The organism is Saccharothrix ecbatanensis (assembly GCF_014205015.1).
GTDB classification, from domain to species: Bacteria; Actinomycetota; Actinomycetes; order Mycobacteriales; family Pseudonocardiaceae; genus Actinosynnema; species Actinosynnema ecbatanense.
In genome coordinates, this window is record NZ_JACHMO010000001.1 from 7,734,390 (window position 1) to 7,751,830 (window position 17,441).

Sequence of the window (17,441 nt, forward strand, 5' to 3'; positions counted from 1 at the left end):
CCGGCCGGGTGTTGGGCTGGTCGTCAGGCCCCTTCCACCAGCTCAAAGGAGAGCGTTCACCATGCAGGTGCTCTACACCGCGGAAGCCATCGCAGTCGGGGACGGTCGCAACGGCGAGGTCCGCTCCTCCGACGGAGTGATCGACGAGCAGCTGTCCACGCCCAAGGAGCTGGGTGGACCGGGCGGCGACAAGACCAACCCGGAGCAGCTGTTCGCGGCCGGGTATGCGGCGTGCTTCCACAGCGCGCTGAAGGTCGCCGCACGGCAGGCCAAGACGAGCATCGGCGAGACGACGGTCACCGCGAAGGTCGGCCTCGGCGCCAACGGCAGCGGCGGCTTCCAGCTGGCCGTGGAGCTGGCGACGCACATCCCCGGCGTCGAGCAGGCCGTGGCCGAGCAGCTCGTGGCCGCCGCCCACCAGATCTGCCCGTACTCCAACGCCACCCGCGGCAACATCGAGGTGGCTCTCACGACCACCGTCTGAAGGAGGCGTCAGACCATGAGCAAGTCTCCGATCACCAGCCCGTTGAGCGAGTCCGACAAGGCCTCGGTGGGCACGGTCCTCCAGGCCACCCTGGTCGACCTGATCGACCTGTCGTTGGTGGCCAAGCAGGCGCACTGGAACGTCGTCGGCAAGAACTTCCGCAGCGTCCACCTCCAGCTGGACGAGCTGGTGACGACCGCGCGCACGTACACCGACGAAGTGGCCGAACGCGCCGCCGCGCTGGGCGTCTCGCCCGACGGCAAGGCGCGGACGGTGGCCGACGGCTCCGGCGTGCCGGACTTCCCCGGCGGCTGGCTGAAGGAGGAGCAGGTGATCGCGGCCGTGGTCACCGCGCTCGGCGAGCTGATCCAGCGGCTGCGCGGCCGGATCGACGAGACGGACAAGTCCGACCTGGTCACCCAGGACCTGCTGATCGAGGTCACCAAGGCGTTCGAGCAGGCGCACTGGATGTGGCAGGCGCAGCAGGCCTGACCGGGCCTTCCACGACGCCGAGGGGCCACCGGGAGATCCCGGTGGCCCCTGATGACGGCACCCGCTGCGCTAGAGCACTCGGCAACCGGCTACAGCGCCGGCTTGAGCACCCGCTGCACGAACGCGACCTCGGCGGCCGTCTGCCGGATCGTCTCCGCGACCACCAGCGAGCCGTGCCCGGCGTCGTACCGGTACACCTCGTACGCCGCGCCACGCGCCGCCAGCCGGTCCAGGTAGTTGTCGATCTGCCGGATAGGGCAGCGCGGGTCGTTCTCGCCCGCCAGCACCAGCACCGGCGCGCGCACCGCGTCCACGTACGTCAGCGGCGAGCACTCGCGGTACCGGTCGGGCAGCTCCTCCGGCGACCCGCCGAACAGCGCCCGGTCGAACGCCCTCAGCGGCTCCATCTCGTCCTCGTACGCCGCCAGGTAGTCCGCGACCGGCACGCCCGCGACCCCGGCCGCCCACAGCTCCGGCTGCGTGCCCAGCGCCAGCAGCGACAGGTACCCGCCCCACGACGCGCCGTTGACCACGCACTTCGCCGGGTCGGCGAAACCGGTCCGGACGGCCCACTCGTGCACCGCCGCCACGTCCTCCAGCTCGGTCAGCCCCGGCCGGCCCTCGATCGCGTCACGCCACTTCGAGCCGTACCCGGTGGACCCGCGGTAGTTCACGTGCACCACGGCGAACCCGGCGTCCAGCCACACCGCGCGGTAGGCGGAGAACCGGTCCTCGTCCGCCGCGTGCGGGCCGCCGTGCAGGTGGAACACGGTCGGCAGCGGGCCGTCGGGGGCGCCTTCCGGACGGGCCACCAGCGCGTGCACGTCACCGACGAACACGTCGCCCAGGTCGACCGACGGGGGCGCCTTGTGGCCGGGCGGCTCCAGCAGCACGCGGTCGTCGCCGGCCACGTCGAGCACGCGCACCACACCGGGCCGCGCGGCCGACGACCACGAGTACTCCACCGCGCCGTCCGGCCGCACGTCCGCGCTCCCCACAGTCCCGTGTGGAGTGTCCAAAGCGGACAGCTCGCCGGTGGCGAGGTCGTAGCGGTGCAACGTGTTCCGCGCCTGGAACGTGTGCACGACCAGCAGCGACCGCGCGTCCGGGTACCAGTCGGCGCTGATCTCGCCGGGCAGGTCGACCACGACCTCGGTCTCGGTGTCCGCCGCGACGTCCCAGATCAGCAACTCGTCCTTGCCCCGCCGCTCGTGCCCGACGAGCAGCCGGTTGTCGCCGCGCACCGGGCTGAACGCGATCGCGTCCAGACCCTTGCCGGGGCCGTCCCACTTCTCGGCGACCTTCTCGCCGGACGGCGTCACCACGCGCAGCGCGGCGTGCCGGTTGTCGCCGTGCTCCGAGTGCGACAGCACGACCAGCGTCTCGTCCTTGGACAGCGCGGACACGCCGCCGTCGTTCTCGTGCGCGTAGATCACCTCGGCCGGACCGCTCGCGCGCGAGACGTACACCGTGGTGCCGTCGTCGGTGGACGTGCCGACCGCGACGACCTCGTGCCCGATCTCCAGCCCCGCCGGGTACCCGGCCGGCACGCCGTCCACGGCGGGCTTCGTGTCGCCGCCGGGCTTGAACGGCTCGCTGACCCACGTGCCGAACTCGTCGCCGTCGGTGTCGGCGAACCACCAGATGGCCCGGCCGTCGGGGCTCAGCGTGCCGTGCGACGTGCCGTTCGGCCGGTCGGTGACCTTGCGGTGGGTGTCGGTGGCGCGGTCCCAGGCGTAGATCTCCCACACGCCGCTGGAGTTCGACAGGTACAGGCTGCGGTCCGGCGCGTCGTCCGCCCAGCCGGGCAGGCTCACCCGGGGCGCGGTGAAACGGGCCTTCCAGCGGGCCTCGGCCGCGGCGTCGGCGAACAGGGGGTCGGGCACTTCGGCGGTCGGGTGCGTCGTCACGCCTCCGATCCTGCCGGCTTTCGGGCGGTGACCAGGAAGTAGTCGGCGAGGCCGCGTTCGACGGCCCGGATCCAGTTGCGACCCCACCCGTCCGGGTGCTCGGTCAGCGCGACCCACCGGTCGAAGCCGGGCCACACGTGCTCGCCGACGGAGCGCGCGGTGACGTCGGCGAACCCGGCCGCACGCAGGTCGCGCAGGACGTCGTCGATCCGGTGGGCCAGGTCGAGGCCGGAGGCGAACGTCTTCAGCAGCTCGGCCAACCGGGTGCCGGCGTCATCCGTCCTGGTGAAGAACGTGGTGACGGCGAACCGGCCGCCGGGGGCGAGCACGCGTGCGCTCTCGTGCGCGAACCCGCCGATGTCCTCGAAGTGCTGGGCGGCCTCGACGGACAGCAGGGCGTCGAACGAGGCGTCGGGGAGCGGGAGGTCGTCGGACGAGCCCTGGACGAACGCCACGCGCGGGTCGTCGTTGGCCTCGGTCGCCCGCGCGACCTGCTCCGGCATCAGGTCGACGCCGCGGACGTGGGCCGGGTCGCGGCGGAGGACGCGCTGGGCGCCCAGGCCCCGTCCGGAGCCGACTTCGAGCACGCGGTCGCCCGGTCCGATCTCCAGCGCGTCCAGGACGACGTCGTAGAGGGCCTCCTGGGACGCGATCCGGTGCTCGACGGTCAGCTCGCCGTCCAGCGGGATGCCCTCCCAGTAGCCGAAGTTGATGAAGCCGCCCGCGAAGAGGGGCTTGGCGGCGAGGTCACCCGTGCCGTAGATCCGCCGCCTCAGTTCCGCGCGCTCCGACTCGTCTCTCATGGTTCGATCATGAACGGTTACTCAACGTGACTTGAATCGTCAACCTTCACCTGGTTGGCTGAGTGGAACCGGTCGGACGTACGCGTCGTCGGCGCAGATGCGGAATTAAGCAACAGCGAGGAGTAGTTCGTAACGTCCTCGTTCGTCCGAACGAATCACGGGTTACACGCGGGTGGCACAGGGAGGTCTGACCGATGATCGAGAACACGGTTCGGCAGGGCGGTCGCGTCGGGTGCACTGACGCCCTGGGTCGTCGGCGGACGCTGGAGGTGACCCTCACGGAAGAGGGCAACATCTGCATCCACACGCCCCCCGGCGAGTCCGCCAAGCTCGACTGGCAGGAAGTCGGCGAACTCCTCCGGCGCCTCGCGGAGCTCCGGCCGCACGTGAAGTGACTTCGTGACCTGAGCTGACCTGAGCTGACCTGAGCGGCCTCGGAGGGCGACCACGCCCACCGGGGCCGCTTTGTCGTGTCCGAGGTTTTCCACGTCTGCGCAGGTGAGGAAGCCGCCGTCACCTGAACGAGTAAATCTATGATCGCTGGAGTAGACATTCGCACGCGGTCGTGTGTAGTGTTCTCCCTGTACGAGAGAGAACGTCGATCGACACGGGAGATGACGAACTACCCGTGACGCTGGGTGTGTAGGCACGTGAAGTACCGGGAGCGCAACAGGTTTGTGCGAGACGGCAGTACGCGGTCCCGGAGCCGACAGCCGAGCGTGCAGTGGCAGGACGGTCAGGCACGCGGGAGCCGATCAGTGGAAGGGGTTCCGGCGCGGTGGCCGAGCAGGGTGAGGAAGTCGGAAACCAGAGGAGAAGGGACGGGTTTTACACCATCGGATCGCCTGCCTCGAGCTGAAGTCGGGCCGGGCGGGTACCGCAGTCCAGCACGATGGGAAGGTGGTCTCCGGTTACGCAAATGCGATCCACGCGGTCTCCGCTGCTCATGCGGATGACGCGGACACAGTAGACCGGCCTCACGGCCGGGTGGTGGGAACCCATAACCCCGGGGCCCCGGTGCCAGTAACGGCACCGGGGCCCCTCGTGGCGCGGAGGTGCGATGACCCCAGAGACAAACGAGCCGCGGCCTGCGGCTGACAAGTTCGAAGACGACCACTACCCCGCCTACACGATGGGCAGAGCCGCGGAGATGCTCGGCGCCACGCCGGGATTCCTGCGCAGCCTGGACGAGGCGAAGCTGATCGAGCCGCAGCGCTCGTCAGGCGGCCACCGCCGCTACTCCCGGTCCCAACTCCGGTTGGCCGCCCGGGTCAGGGAACTGGTCGACCAGGGCACCGGCCTCGACGCCGCGTGCCGCATCGTCACCCTGGAGGACCAACTCCAGGAAGCCAAGGACCTCAACAACCACAACCGACCGCCCGCGGCGGACGATCAGCCGTACCCGCCACTGCGGGGCGTGTGACCGGAACGCGAAGACCTGTCCGAGACTCCCTCGGACAGGTCATGGCACGCCTCAACCGCGGCTGTCCTCACCGTCGAACCCTCCGGCTGCGCCCCGCCACGGCCCCGGCAGCGCGGTCGGGAGGGTGCGGGCCAGTTCCGCGGCGAGATCGGCCTGTCGCCGCTCGGCAGCCTCGGCGTCGGGCAGCCCGAGCACCTCGGCGATCCGCTGCCACGACCACCCCTGCCGCCGGGCCTGGTCGATGAAGGTCGGCTCGGACTGATCGGCAACCCGCCGCTGCACCGCCAACAGCCGGTGCCAGCGCAACATGATCTCCTCCGGCACCTCGGCGGGCCGGTCGCGTCCGACGGCGAGCATCAGCCCGGTCAGCTGATCCACGGAGAGCAGCACCTCCGGCCCGCCTGACACGTCACCGAGCCAGTGGTCGATCGCCGAATCACGGGACGACGGACGGCCGTCATCGGTAGTCATGCCGTCCATCGTGCCCGAAACGCCCGACCCCGAGACGGCCCTCGAAACGCAAAACAGGCCCGGTCCACCTTGCGGCGGACCAGGCCTGAGCCGGTCGGGGTGACAGGATTTGAACCTGCGACCTCTTCGTCCCGAACGAAGCGCGCTACCAAACTGCGCCACACCCCGGCTTGCGATCGAACGAGGAGAACTCTACCTGACGTTCCCACCCACTCCGAACCGGGTATCCGTTTCCGCGTCGGACGGGCTCCGACCTGCGTCGACGGGGCGTGGAACCAAGGTCAGGAGGCTGGCCTCCGGCGGGCACGCGAAGCGCACCGGCGCGTACGGCGACGTGCCCAGACCGGCCGACACGTTCATCCACATGTGCGAACCCCACCGCGACACGCCACGGGCGCGCGAGCGGTCCAGTTCGCAGTTCGTGACGATCGCGCCGTAGCCCGGGATGCGCAGCTGGCCGCCGTGCGTGTGGCCCGCCAGCACCAGGTCGTAGCCCTCGGCGGCGAACGGGTCCAGGACGCGCGGTTCGGGGGAGTGGGTCACGCCCAGGCGCAGCGGCACGTCCGGGATCGGGCCGCTGATCTCCTCGAACCGGTCACGCTTGAGGTGCGGGTCGTCCAGCCCGGCGGCGAAGATCTCCACGCCGTTCACCTCGAACCGGCGGCGCACGTGCGTCAGGTCGAGCCAGCCGCGCTCGATCATCGCCGCGCGGAGGTCCCGCCACGGCAGCGGGATGCCGTGCACGCGCTTGGTCTTCGCCGACGGCAGCAGGTAGCGGGCCGGGTTCTTGGGGCGCGGCGCGTAGTAGTCGTTGCTGCCGAACACGAACACGCCGGGACGCGCGAGCAGCGGACCCAGGGCGCGGACGACGGCGGGCACGGCCTGCTTGTGCGCGAGGTTGTCCCCGGTGTTCACCACCAGGTCCGGCTCCAGCTCGTCGAGCGCGGCGACCCAGCGCTGCTTCGACTTCTGGTCCGGCATCATGTGCAGGTCCGAGAGGTGGAGCACCCGCAGCGGCGACGAACCGGGCGCGAGCACCGGCACCGTCGCCTCGCGCAACGTCCAGTGCCTGCGCTCGATGCCCGCCGCGTAGGCGAGCGTGGCGGTGCCCAGGGCGGTGGTGGCGAGCAATGCGCGGCCGAGCTTGTTCACGTGGTCGAGGGTAGGGCGTTAACCGATTCGGGGTGCGACGGGCCGCCCGGTACCGTTCGGCCCATGGCGGAGCTGAAGGCGCGGTTGCAGGCTGATCTGACGGTGGCGATCAAGGGCCGGGAGACGGTCCGGGCCGGCGCGCTGCGGATGACGCTGGCCGCGCTGACCACCGAAGAGGTGTCCGGCAAGTCCGCTCGCGAGCTGACCGACGACGAGGTGCTGAAGGTCATCACCCGCGAGGTGAAGAAGCGCAAGGAGGCGGCCGAGGCGTTCGCCGGCGCCGGGCGCACCGAGCAGGCCGAGCTGGAGCAGGCCGAGTCCAAGGTGCTGGAGGCCTACCTCCCCGCGCAGCTCGGTGACGACGAGCTGGCCACCCTGGTCGACGCCGCGATCGCCCAGGTGGCGGAGCAGCTCGGCGAGCAGCCGGGTCAGCGCCAGATGGGTCAGGTCATGAAGGCGGTCAACGCGCAGGTCGCCGGGCGCGCCGAGGGTGGCCGGGTCGCCGCGGCGGTCAAGGCCCGCCTGGCTTAGCCCGACCTCAGGGCAGGCGTGGCCCAGAGAGGCACGCCTGCCCTGCCGGACCTGGCAGGCATTTCGGCGGGCGGAACCTGCCCGCCGCACCCAGTGGACACACCCGGCGGCGGGCGCGCTGCCTGCCGGACCTGACAGGCCCTCAGAGCATCGGAACGGCCCGTCGCACCCGGCAAACCGCCACATACGCCAAGCAGGCCCCTGTCGCCTATCTGGTCGGCTCAGTGGGCAGGGTGACGCGCGGTGGGCCGCCGGGGCGGCCTGGTTCGCCTGGCTGGGTCGGTTGGCCGGGGTCGGTCTGGCCCGGGGGCTTCGGGTCGGTGGTGGTGGTCGGCTCGACCGGCTGCGGCGGCGGGACGTAGCCCGACGACACCAGCAGCGTGACCACGGTGCCGCGCAACGCACTGCCGCGCGGCGTCTGGCTGACGACCTGGCCCTTCGGCTGCGGCGAGTTCCGGGTCTGCACGGACACCTTGTACCCGGCCTGCTCCAACGTCCGCGTCGCGTCGTTCACGTTGCGCCCCACCACGTCCGGGATGCGGATCTCCGCGCCACCCTTGAGGTAACGCTCCTCCACCGGCGGCAACCCGCGCACCGGCAGCCCTTCGTGGATCTTCGTCATCGTGTCGAACCACGTCCGCGCGGGCACGGTGCCGCCGTAGATGTCGCCCTTGGCGCACAACCTGGGCGGCCCGCCGTTGACGCAGATGCCGCGCGGTTCCACACCGTCGTTGAACGCCTGCACCGCACCGGCGAAGTCCGGCGTCGCGCCCATGAACGCGGCCGACTTGAACTCCTCCGTCGTCCCCGTCTTACCGATCATCGGCCGCGCCCACTTGAACTGCTGCGCCGCACGCGCCGCGGTGCCACCGCCCGTGTCGTCCTTGGACATCCCGACCGCCAACCCGTTCGCCAACGGCTCGGCCACCACCTGCTCGCACGGCGCCTCGTTGACCACCACCGGCTTGCCGGTGCGGTCCAGCACCTTGCCGATCGGCGACGGCGGGCACCACACCCCACCGCTCATGATCGTCGCCGCCACGTTCGCCAGCTCCAGAGTGCTCACCGGCGCCGGGCTCAACGTGAAGGAAGCGTTGCCGCCGTTGGACTTGTAGAACTCGGTCTGCGAGATCCGCAGCTCCTTGTTCTTCGCCTTCGGGTCCGGCCGCACGCCCGCGATGTTCGTCGCCATCGTCTCGCGCATCCCCAGCCGGGACGCCATGTCCACCACCGGGTCCATGCCCAACTGCTCTTCCAGGATCACGAAACCCGTGTTCGGCGACGTCTGCAACGCCGTCTGCAACGACATCTGCGGCGGGTACCGCGAGTTCTCGTTGCCCAGGCAGTACCAGCGCGTGCTCGGCTCGCCCGTGGGCGGGCACTTGTCCCCGCCGCCCTTGAACACCCGCGACACGTACGAGTTCGGCGTGGCCATCGTGCTCTCGATGCCCATGCCCTTCTCCAGCGCCGCCGCCGCCGTGAACACCTTGTAGACCGACCCGGCGCCGAACTTGTTCTCCACCCCGGACGGCAGGTCGAACTGGGTCTGGAACTGGTCCCCCTTCAACCCGTAGTCCCGGTTCGCCACCAGCGCCACGACCTCGTGCCGCTCCTTGCCCGGCCGCACGATCGCCATCGCGTTGGCGAGCCCCTCGGTGGACTTCGCGACCTGGGCCTCCGCCGCGCTCTTGGCGTGCTGCGTGATCGTGCGGTCCAAAGTGGTCTGGATCGTGTACCCGCCGGTCTTCAGCTGCTCCAGGCTGAAACCGTTGCGCTCCAAGTAGTTCAGCGCGTACGAGCAGAAGAACCCGTGCTCAGGCCCCGCCCCGACGCACCCGCTCGGCGGCGTGCGCACCGGCGACACCAGGCCCAGCGGCTCCAGCTTCGCGGTCTCGGCGGCGTCACGGGACAGCTTGTCGTTCTCGACCATCTTGTCGATCACCTGGTTGCGCCGCACCAGCGCCTTCTCCGGGAACACCTCCGGGTTCAGCGCGGACGGGCTGTTGACCATGCCCGCGAGCATCGCCGACTGCGCCACGGTCAGCTTGTCCGGAGTGGTCTCGAAGTACGCCTGGGACGCCGCCGCGATGCCGTAGACGGTCGAGCCGAACGGCACCACGTTCAGGTAGCGGGCGAGGATTTCCTCCTTGCCCAGTTTGCGCTCCAGTTGCAAAGAGATGCGCGCTTCACGCGCTTTTCGCGCAACTGTCTGCTCCTGCGCCTTTTGCTGTTCGACTTGGTTGTTCCGCGCGACCACGTGCACGAGGTAGTTCTTCACGTATTGCTGCGTGAGCGTGGACGCACCCTGCGTGACGGAACCGCTGAACTGGTTCGTCAGGCCGGCGCGGATCGTGCCCTTCCAGTCGACGCCCTGGTGCTCGTAGAACCGGCGGTCCTCCACCGACACCAGCGCGGCCTTCATGGTGGGGGAGATCTTCTCCGGCGGCACGAGCACGCGGTACTGGTCGTACAGGTAGGCGATCGGCGCGCCGTCCTTGTCCGTGATCGTGGAGATCAACGGCGGGTCGGTGCTGACCAGGTCGGCCGAGATGCTGTCGACCGTGTCGCTGGCTCTGTTCGACACCACCCCGAGCGCACCCACGACAGGGAACATCATGCCTGCCAGCAGGACTCCCGCCAGCAGACACAGTCCGAGCAGTTTCAGCACGCCGTTCCGGGCTCGCATGCAGGTCAGCGTACGCGGCACCCAAAGAGGTGATCCGGATCGCGCACAGTTGATTACACAGGATGAGTACTCGTACTCAAGACAGGTAACAGGTGGGCAACCCAGGCTTGGAGGTGGAACCAGAAGGCTCTACAGTCCGTCACTGTCCAAGACAGCAGCCGACGGCGCGACCACTCGATGGTGAGCCTACGGCATCCGCGGCAGGGGTGTGGCGGATTTGGGAAGTCTGGGCACTGTGTGAACTGAGGTGGGGGCTATGCAGCAGGGGGATTGGCGTATCAAGGCTTCGTGCCGTGACGAGGAGCCGGATCAGCTCTTCGTTCGAGGTGCGGAGCAACGCAAGGCGAAGGTCGTGTGCCTGGGATGCCCGGTGCGCACCGAGTGCCTTGCCGAAGCTCTCGACAACCGGATCGAATTCGGTGTCTGGGGCGGCATGACGGAGCGTGAGAGGCGGGCGCTGCTGCGGCGTCGCCCGGACGTCACCTCCTGGATCGAGCTCCTGGACACGGCACGCCAGGAGCACCACCACGAGGACTCCAAGGTCGGTTAGGCCAGGTCAGGCCTGAGTCAAGGCCGGACCAGACCCGGGCAGGCGGCACGCTGCCGCATGACCTGCCCGCTACTCGCCCGCCAGCCGCCGACCGATCTCGTGCAGGCCGTCAAGGTCGTGCACGTCGGTCGGCAGCGCGGGCACACCGATCAGCGGAACACCGGGGTGCGCACGGGTGAATCGCGCGAGCAGTCGCTTCTCCCGATCGGCGACCGCCACGCGATCCGCGTGCACCCGCAACACCGCGGCGGCCAGCGGGGCGTCTCCACTGCGCTCCAGCCGGTCCGCCGCCGCCAACGCGCCGGGTGCGGGCAAGGGGGCCAGCACCGGGTGCGTCCGGTTCGCCACCAGACCGGTCAACGGCATCTTCTCCTCGCTCAACCGCTCCACGAAGTAGCTGGCCTCGCGCAACGCGTCCGGTTCGGCCGCCGCGACCACCAGGAAGCCCGTGCCGGGTGATCGCAGCAGCTCGTAGGTGGCCTGGGCGCGTTGCCGGAAGCCGCCGAACATGCCGTCGAACGCCTGCACGAACATCGAGGCGTCGTGCAGGAGCTGGCCGCCCACGACCGTCGACACGACCCGGGTGAACACGCCGAAGCCCGCGCCGACGACCTTGCGGATGCCGCGCCCGCCCGCCCGCGCGGGCGCCGTCAGCACCTTGATGAGCTTGCCGTCCAGCACCGTCGACAGGCGCTGCGGCGCGTCCAGGAAGTCCAGCGCCGAGCGGCTCGGCGGCGTGTCCACGACCACCAGGTCCCACTCGTCGCGCTCCACCAGCTGGCCCAGCTTCTCCATCGCCATGTACTCCTGCGTGCCGGAGAACGACGTGGAAATGGTCTGGTAGAACGGGTTCGCCAGGATCTGCTCGGCCCGCTCACGGCCGGCGTGCTGCCACACCATGTCGTCGAACGTGCGGCGCATGTCCAGCATCATCGCGTGCAGCTCGCCCTTGAAGCCCTCCACGTCGACGCGCCGCGGCTGGTTGTCGAGCTCGCGCAGACCGAGCGACTGGGCGAGCCGGCGCGCCGGGTCGATGGTCAGCACGACGACCCGCCGGCCGCGTTCCGCCGCCCGGACGCCCAGCGCCGCCGCCGTCGTCGTCTTGCCCACGCCACCCGAGCCGCAGCACACCAGCACCCGCGTCTCCGGGTTGTCCAGCAGCTCGTCCACGTCCAGCCGGTTCACCGCACACCCCGCTCGACCAGCACCTCGGCCAGGTCGTAGACCGCGGCCACGTCCACCCCGTCGGGCAGGTCCGGCAGCTCCAGCGTCGGCAGGTCGGCCTCGGTCAGCTTCTCCTTCGCCCGCTCCTCCATCCGCACCCGCAAGGCGTGCTCCACGGTCTGCTCGATCAACCCGTCCAGCGCGTCCTCGTCGAAGTCGAGACCCGAGGCCTCCAGCCCGGCGCGGACCCGGTCGGCGTCGATCCGGCCCTCCGCCGCCGCCGCCATCGACCGCGCGGGCAGCCGCGGCGGGCTCACCCGGTTCACGAACACCGCACCCGGCCGCAGGTCCGCCGCGTCCAGCTCGGCCACCGCGTCCAACGTCTCGCGCACCGGCATCTCCTCCAGCAGCGCCACGAGGTGCACGGTCGTGTCACCGGAGTGCAGCAGGTTCACCACGCCCTCGCTCTGGCCCTTGATCGGCCCGACCTTCGCCAGGTCGGCCATGCCCCGGGTGACGTCCAGGAACCGCACCACCCGACCGGTCGGCGGCGCGTCGAGCACGACCGCGTCGTACTCGTGCCGCCCGTTCTTGCCCACGCGGCGCACGCACTCCTTGAGCTTGCCGGTGAGCAGCACGTCCCGCAGGCCCGGCGCGATGGTGGTGGCGAACTCGATCGCGCCCATCTTCCGCAGCGTCCGGCCCGCGAACCCCAGGTTGTAGAACATGTCGAGGTACTCGAGCAGCGCCGCTTCCGGGTCCACGGCCAGCGCGCGCACCTCGCCGCCACCGGGCGCGGACGCGATCCGCTCCTCGGAGTACGGCAGCGGGGGGCGGTCGAACAGCTGGGCGATGCCCTGCCGGTTCTCCACCTCCACGAGCAGCACCCGCCGCCCTCCGGTGGCCAGTGCCACCGCCAGCGCCGCGGCGACCGTCGTCTTGCCGGTCCCGCCTTTGCCCGTCACCACGTGCAGGCGCGCGCGGGTGAGTTCGTCGGTCCAGCCGTTCACCAGAGCAGCGTATGCGCGCGGTCCTGAGACCCGCTGGCCACACTGCCAGGCAAGGTCAATCCATCATCGTGACGAACACCACCGCGATGGCCGTCGCCGCGACGATGCCCCACGCCACCACCGACGGCAGCACGTACGCGATGAGCACCGCCACCAGCGCGACGATCACCGCGCCGATCAGGAGCGCCCGCATCACGTCCGACCGCCGCGCACCCTTGCGATCCCGCGCCTGCGCCATCCCGACCAGGATCATCACCAGCCCGCCCAGCAGGAACGCGCTGGTGGCGACGATCCGCCACGTTTCCACCTGATCAAGCTAGCGCCGCGTGATCGCCCAGTCACGCTCGACGCCGTGGTCGCCAGGCGTCGCGTCACACGATCGGGGGTACTCGACCGGGTGCCCCGATCCGGCCTCCCGCTAGGCTGCGCCCCATGCAGAAGTGGGAGTACGCGACCGTCCCGCTGTTGATCCACGCCACGAAGGCGATCCTGGATCAGTGGGGCGACGACGGTTGGGAGTTGGTCACCGTTCTGCCGAACCCGAGCGGTGAGCAGCACGTCGCCTACCTGAAGCGGCCCAAGGCATGAGCTGGACGGCCCGCCTCGCGGAACTGGGCATCGAACTGCCCGAGGTCGCGGCTCCGCTCGCGGCGTACGTGCCCGCCAACCGCTCCGGACAGCACGTCTACACGTCCGGGCAGCTGCCCTTCGTCAAGGGCGCGCTCGCGGCCACCGGCAAGGTCGGCGGCGACATCAGCCCCGAGGAAGCCAAGGCGCACGCCCGCACCTGCGGCCTGAACGCGTTGGCCGCCGTGCACGCGCTGGTCGGCATCGACTCCGTGGTCCGGGTCGTCAAGGTGACCGGCTTCGTCGCCTCCGCCGAGGGCTTCACCGGCCAGCCCGCCGTGCTCAACGGCGCGTCGGAGCTGCTGGGCGAGGTGTTCGGCGAAGCCGGCAAGCACGCCAGGTCCGCGGTCGGCGTGTCCGAGCTGCCGCTGGGCGCGCCGGTCGAGGTGGAGCTGATCGTCGAGATCGGGGAGTGAGATGTCCGACACGTGCCACGAGCTGCTGCTGAGGCTGGCCGGGCGGCTACCGGACGACGTCCTCTGGCGGTTCCGCGACTGGGCCGCGACGGACGCGATCACCGTGCTCGCACGAGCTCTGCCGCGCACGCTGCTGCACGACCGGGTCGGTCTGACCGACTACGAGCAGCGGCTGCTGGCGGACGCCCTCGTGCCGCACGGGGCCGACCGGTCCACGATCAGTTCGGTCAAAGGGCTGGACGAACTGCCCGAATCCGGCTACACCTTCTCCCCGGAATCACCCGATCGGGTGCTGATGGGTGATTCCGCGACCGTGGTGCTCGGAGCGACCCTGCGGGGACGCCTCGGGGTCGGCGAAGTCCGGTCCTCGTGGCGACTGGGCGGGGACGGACCCAGGAGGCTCGTCCTGGTCACCGCGTCGACCGGGGAATCCCGGCTGACCGGTGAGCTCCAGCGGGTGCTGCGGGCGCTCGGCGAGCACGACCCGTGTGTCGAGGTACTGCCCGCCGGATTGGACCTGCCGCCCTACCACAGGGCGGCGTTGGCGGCATCGGAGCTGGTGTGCGCCGGCGCTGACGCCGACGGGCACCTGGTGCCCGTATAGAGCTCGGCGCTCCCGCGCGGGCCGGAAGGAGAACAGGCGTGACGAACGACGGAGTGGGACTCCCCGTCCGTTTACACGACCTCCTGTTGGCGCTGGCCGGACGCGTCGACGACGACGCGTTGACCCAGGCTCGGGAGCTGCTGGCGGTGGCCGAGCTGGACAGAGCCGTGGAGCTCGTCGTCGGCTGCCTGCTGGCCGGGCGCATCCCGGTCTCGCCGGAGGAACGCCACGAGTTCGGCTGGCTGCTCGGCGAGGTCCGCTCGGACCGCGCCCTGGCGGACCGGCTGTTCGCGGTCGAGCGGGTGCCGGTGGTCAAGCACCGGTTCACCATCGAGTCCGACCCGGCCGACCGCCTCGGCGAGGTGCTGGGCAAGACCGTGTCGGTGCTGCCGGACGTGCGCGGCGTGCGTGCCACGTGGCGGTCGACCCCGGCCGGCGCGACACCCGGACCGCTGCCTCAGCGCGTCGTCCTGGTGGACATCGGCCCGGCGGGTTTCGCGCCCGCCACCGCGTACCGGGTGGACACGGTGCTGCGCAAGGCCGGCATCCGGGCGGCGGTCGAGGTGCTGACCGTCGGCACGCCGCTCGGCGAGTACCACGCGGCGGCCGTCACCACGGCCCGCGAGGTGTTCTTCTCGTCAGGGTCGACCAGCCCACAACCACCACCGGACCCCGCCGCGTGGTTCGACGGTGAAGTGCGGGACCAGGCACCGGTGGTCGAGCCGGAACCGGTGCCTGTAGAACCGCAGACCGGCTCCAAGTCACGTCGTGCCCGAGTCGAGTCGTACGAGGGGGCGCAGCCGTTTCCACCCAAACCGGTGAGGCGGCTGCCCGCGCGCGAACCGGCCGAGGTCGTCCGCGTGGATGAGGTAGACGACGTCCGCGGCGATGATCGCCCGGATAGCGTTCGTCCCGACAGCGTTCGTCCCGACAGCGTTCGCGCGCAGGACGTTCGCTCCGACAGCGTTCGCTCCGACAACGTTCGCGCGCACGACATCCGGGTGGACAGTGCTCGCGCCGACGACATCCGCATGGACGACGTGCAGGTCGACGAGGTGCCCGCCGAAGACTTCTCGGAAGCCCCCGTCGAGCCGCAGTCGGCCGTGGAGGAGCCCGCACCCGTCGCCTCGCCGGCGTTCGCGTTCGCCTTCCCGGACGACCACCCGTTGGCGCGCGCCGAGGTCACCACCGAGCTCAACCCGGAAGACCTGGCGATGCTGCAGGCCGCGCTGGCCGACGGGCAGGCCCCGGCCGCCGTGCAGCTGCCGCCGACCGTGGACGCCAAGCTCAGCGACCGTGAACGGGCGTTGTTGCAGCAGCTGCACGAGGAGTTGGCGCAGCGCGAGCAGCAGGCGTGGCCGGCCGGGCCCGAGTTCGTGAACGGCGTGCCCAAGCCGACCAACGGCAAGTACCAGGGCTAGAGACCCCGGAGTCCTGTCACCAGCTCGGCCCTGGCGTCCACGGAGAGTGGACGCCAGGGCCGAGCTGCTTCCCGATCCGTCGCCGCTTCGATCCGGCGGCGGACCGGGTCGTCGGCGGACATCTCGCGCACCGCCGGCCCTTCTGCCGCCCACGCGGCGGCGTGCGCGTCGGCCCGGTGGTGCCGAAGGGCCCTGAGCTGGTCGAACAGCCGCGCCTGCGGTACGTCGCCGGTCTTGGCGACGCTCATCGGGTGGTCCACCGGCGGGAGGGTGATCTCCGGTGGGCTCGGCCAGATGTCGGCGGCGGCTCTCGTGTGCGCGTCGTTGACCATTTCCAGAAATACACGGCACCTTGCGGTGGCGGTGACCAGGTCATCCTCGATCACCAGCCAGTCCGGGTCGGCGAGCGCGGCGTCCAAGTGCGGGTTGTAGCGGTGCAGATCCTTGACGGCTTGCAGTGGCATCGGGCCGTGCGCGAGGACACTCGCCAGGTCGCCAAGAACCGGCACGTGCGGCGGGCGTTCGCCGTGGAGATAGCGCGCGCTCAACCGGTGCACGGGCGGGACCAGCCGGTGCAGCTCCACGGCGACCTCGGCGGCGGTGGCGCAAGCGTTCGCGGCGTCCAGCGCGAGTTCGCCCGACGCCCGTGAGCCCGGGTCGTCTTCCAGCGCGGTCCTGAAGTGGTGCTCGGCGGCCCGCCAGTCGCCCTCGTCGTAGCGCCGCTGCCCGGCGAGCCAGGCAGGTGATCGCCCGATGTCGATCTCGCGCGGGACCTCTTGGCCCGACGAGTGAACCGACGTCACCTCACGCCTCCGACTTGCGCCTGGCCAGGTCGATGATCCGCTGGAGGTGCAGGCCGCGGCGGACGTCCAGCGGGTGCTCGGTGGTGCCGCTGTCGACCATCGCCACGAAGTCGTCCAGCAGGTTCGTGAAGCACTGCTGCGCGGTCGTGCCGCGGTCGGCCAGCACGCGGTGGCCGTGCTCGCCGTACACGATCACCTCGGCGATGCCCGGGTTCAGCGGCAACGTCATGGTCATCGTGGCCACGCTCGTCGCGCCGCCCTCGTGCTGGAAGACGATCTGCCACAGGCCGTGCTCGGACCGGTTGGCCGAGATGACGTCGGTGATCGTGCCCAGGGTCGCGTCGAGCAAGTCGAACGCGTGCGGGCCGATGTCGTCCAGCGGGCCGCGTTCGTGCCGCCACGGCGAGTGCGAGAACGGGCCGCCGAGGAGAGCGCCGGTCAGCCAGCGCGCGCTGCCGCCCACCCAGCCACCGGCTTCGGCGAGCTGGCCCAACTGCTCCCGGGTCTCCGGGGCGAACCTCTTCGTGAGCACGACGAGGGACGCCACGTTGTTGCGCTCCACGGCGTCGGCGAGGCGTTCCGCGTCCTTGAGCGTGCCCGCGATCGGCTTCTCCAGGATCACGTGTTTGCCCTGCTCAGCGGCCTTGATGGCGATCTCCGCCTGCACCTCCGGCGGCACCGCGAACGCGACCGCGTCCACCTGGTCCAGCAGTTCCTCGGGCGTGCCCGCGACCGTGGCACCGTGGATCTTGGCCAGCTCGGTGGCCGCCTCCTCCCGACGAGCCCAGATGGTGGTCAGTCGGGTGCCCGGGTGATCGGCGATGCCCGGTGCGTGCACCATGGTCGCCCACGGGCCGGCACCGATGAGTCCTACGCGCAGCTGTTCGTCCACTC

At 70.6% G+C, this 17,441-nt stretch carries 20 protein-coding genes and 1 tRNA gene; 10 read left to right on the top strand and 11 right to left on the bottom strand.

The genetic code is table 11. The features are described from left to right. Positions 1-61: 61 nt before the first annotated feature. Together F4560_RS33925 and F4560_RS33930 are read left to right on the top strand one after the other, a co-directional pair. Positions 62-484, top strand: coding sequence for an organic hydroperoxide resistance protein (locus F4560_RS33925; protein WP_184927097.1), 423 nt, complete (start codon positions 62-64; stop codon positions 482-484). 15 nt (positions 485-499) lie between these two features. After that, on the top strand, positions 500-976 hold the full coding sequence (locus tag F4560_RS33930) for a Dps family protein (protein ID WP_184927098.1): 477 nt from the start codon (positions 500-502) through the stop codon (positions 974-976). A gap of 89 nt (positions 977-1,065) precedes the next feature. Here F4560_RS33930 and F4560_RS33935 read toward each other — a convergent pair whose 3' ends face one another. Further along, a complete protein-coding gene (locus tag F4560_RS33935; RefSeq protein WP_184927099.1) occupies positions 1,066-2,886 on the bottom strand; it encodes a S9 family peptidase in 1,821 nt (606 codons plus the stop codon). After that, the gene (locus F4560_RS33940) at positions 2,883-3,689 is read right to left on the bottom strand and encodes a class I SAM-dependent methyltransferase (protein ID WP_184927100.1); all 807 of its coding nucleotides are present in this window, start codon (positions 3,687-3,689) and stop codon (positions 2,883-2,885) included. The genes F4560_RS33935 and F4560_RS33940 overlap by 4 nt, the downstream gene beginning before the upstream one ends. A gap of 194 nt (positions 3,690-3,883) precedes the next feature. Between F4560_RS33940 and F4560_RS33945 the strand changes: the two genes are divergently transcribed. Together F4560_RS33945 and F4560_RS33950 are read left to right on the top strand one after the other, a co-directional pair. Further along, positions 3,884-4,084, top strand: coding sequence for a hypothetical protein (locus tag F4560_RS33945; RefSeq protein ID WP_184927101.1), 201 nt, complete (start codon positions 3,884-3,886; stop codon positions 4,082-4,084). A gap of 665 nt (positions 4,085-4,749) precedes the next feature. After that, positions 4,750-5,112: a helix-turn-helix domain-containing protein gene (locus tag F4560_RS33950; RefSeq protein ID WP_184927102.1), complete on the top strand. Its 363-nt coding sequence runs from the start codon at positions 4,750-4,752 to the stop codon at positions 5,110-5,112. A gap of 51 nt (positions 5,113-5,163) precedes the next feature. Here the strand turns inward: F4560_RS33950 and F4560_RS33955 are convergent, their stop codons facing one another. The 3 genes from F4560_RS33955 to F4560_RS33965 form a co-directional block, all read right to left on the bottom strand. Continuing rightward, positions 5,164-5,583: a hypothetical protein gene (locus F4560_RS33955; protein WP_184927104.1), complete on the bottom strand. Its 420-nt coding sequence runs from the start codon at positions 5,581-5,583 to the stop codon at positions 5,164-5,166. 94 nt (positions 5,584-5,677) lie between these two features. Continuing rightward, positions 5,678-5,751: transfer RNA gene (locus F4560_RS33960), tRNA-Pro, on the bottom strand. Positions 5,752-5,775: 24 nt separating this feature from the next. Further along, the gene (locus tag F4560_RS33965; protein ID WP_184927106.1) at positions 5,776-6,735 is read right to left on the bottom strand and encodes a metallophosphoesterase; all 960 of its coding nucleotides are present in this window, start codon (positions 6,733-6,735) and stop codon (positions 5,776-5,778) included. A gap of 63 nt (positions 6,736-6,798) precedes the next feature. On the opposite strand from F4560_RS33965, the gene F4560_RS33970 reads away from it, so the two are divergent. Further along, positions 6,799-7,266 carry a GatB/YqeY domain-containing protein gene (locus F4560_RS33970; RefSeq protein WP_184927108.1) on the top strand — a complete coding sequence of 156 codons (468 nt, stop codon included), beginning with the start codon at positions 6,799-6,801 and terminating at the stop codon, positions 7,264-7,266. Positions 7,267-7,474: 208 nt separating this feature from the next. On the opposite strand, the gene F4560_RS33975 is transcribed toward F4560_RS33970, so the two are convergent. Beyond that, on the bottom strand, positions 7,475-9,952 hold the full coding sequence (locus F4560_RS33975; RefSeq protein WP_184927110.1) for a transglycosylase domain-containing protein: 2,478 nt from the start codon (positions 9,950-9,952) through the stop codon (positions 7,475-7,477). A gap of 256 nt (positions 9,953-10,208) precedes the next feature. Here F4560_RS33975 and F4560_RS33980 point away from each other — a divergent pair, with 256 nt between their 5' ends. Beyond that, on the top strand, positions 10,209-10,502 hold the full coding sequence (locus F4560_RS33980; RefSeq protein WP_184927112.1) for a WhiB family transcriptional regulator: 294 nt from the start codon (positions 10,209-10,211) through the stop codon (positions 10,500-10,502). Positions 10,503-10,571: 69 nt separating this feature from the next. Here F4560_RS33980 and bagB read toward each other — a convergent pair whose 3' ends face one another. Genes bagB through F4560_RS33995 form a run of 3 tightly spaced genes read right to left on the bottom strand, consistent with a single transcriptional unit; the run spans position 10,572 to position 12,983 of the window. Next, positions 10,572-11,687 (bottom strand): ATPase BagB, encoded by a 1,116-nt coding sequence (gene bagB / locus F4560_RS33985; RefSeq protein ID WP_184927114.1) that lies wholly within the window; start codon positions 11,685-11,687, stop codon positions 10,572-10,574. After that, positions 11,684-12,676: an ATPase BagA gene (gene bagA, locus F4560_RS33990; protein ID WP_184927116.1), complete on the bottom strand. Its 993-nt coding sequence runs from the start codon at positions 12,674-12,676 to the stop codon at positions 11,684-11,686. Before bagA ends, bagB begins: the two co-directional genes overlap by 4 nt. Positions 12,677-12,731: 55 nt before the next feature. Continuing rightward, positions 12,732-12,983, bottom strand: a complete 252-nt coding sequence (locus F4560_RS33995; RefSeq protein ID WP_184927118.1) for a hypothetical protein — start codon at positions 12,981-12,983, stop codon at positions 12,732-12,734. A gap of 125 nt (positions 12,984-13,108) precedes the next feature. On the opposite strand from F4560_RS33995, the gene sp36 reads away from it, so the two are divergent. The 4 genes from sp36 to F4560_RS34015 are packed head-to-tail and all read left to right on the top strand — an operon-like array spanning position 13,109 to position 15,744. Next, positions 13,109-13,264, top strand: a complete 156-nt coding sequence (gene sp36, locus F4560_RS34000) for a Sp36 family protein (RefSeq protein ID WP_106616451.1) — start codon at positions 13,109-13,111, stop codon at positions 13,262-13,264. Beyond that, entirely contained in the window at positions 13,261-13,719 is a 459-nt protein-coding gene (locus tag F4560_RS34005; RefSeq protein ID WP_184927120.1) for a RidA family protein, read from the top strand. Before sp36 ends, F4560_RS34005 begins: the two co-directional genes overlap by 4 nt. A 1-nt stretch (position 13,720) precedes the next feature. Continuing rightward, entirely contained in the window at positions 13,721-14,323 is a 603-nt protein-coding gene (locus F4560_RS34010) for a hypothetical protein (protein WP_184927122.1), read from the top strand. A 38-nt stretch (positions 14,324-14,361) separates the two neighbouring features. After that, positions 14,362-15,744, top strand: a complete 1,383-nt coding sequence (locus F4560_RS34015) for a hypothetical protein (protein WP_184927124.1) — start codon at positions 14,362-14,364, stop codon at positions 15,742-15,744. Here F4560_RS34015 and F4560_RS34020 read toward each other — a convergent pair. Then, positions 15,741-16,547, bottom strand: a complete 807-nt coding sequence (locus tag F4560_RS34020) for a hypothetical protein (protein WP_184927126.1) — start codon at positions 16,545-16,547, stop codon at positions 15,741-15,743. The genes F4560_RS34015 and F4560_RS34020 overlap by 4 nt on opposite strands. A gap of 1 nt (position 16,548) precedes the next feature. Then, positions 16,549-17,439, bottom strand: coding sequence for a Gfo/Idh/MocA family protein (locus tag F4560_RS34025; RefSeq protein ID WP_312869638.1), 891 nt, complete (start codon positions 17,437-17,439; stop codon positions 16,549-16,551). Positions 17,440-17,441: the final 2 nt, after the last annotated feature.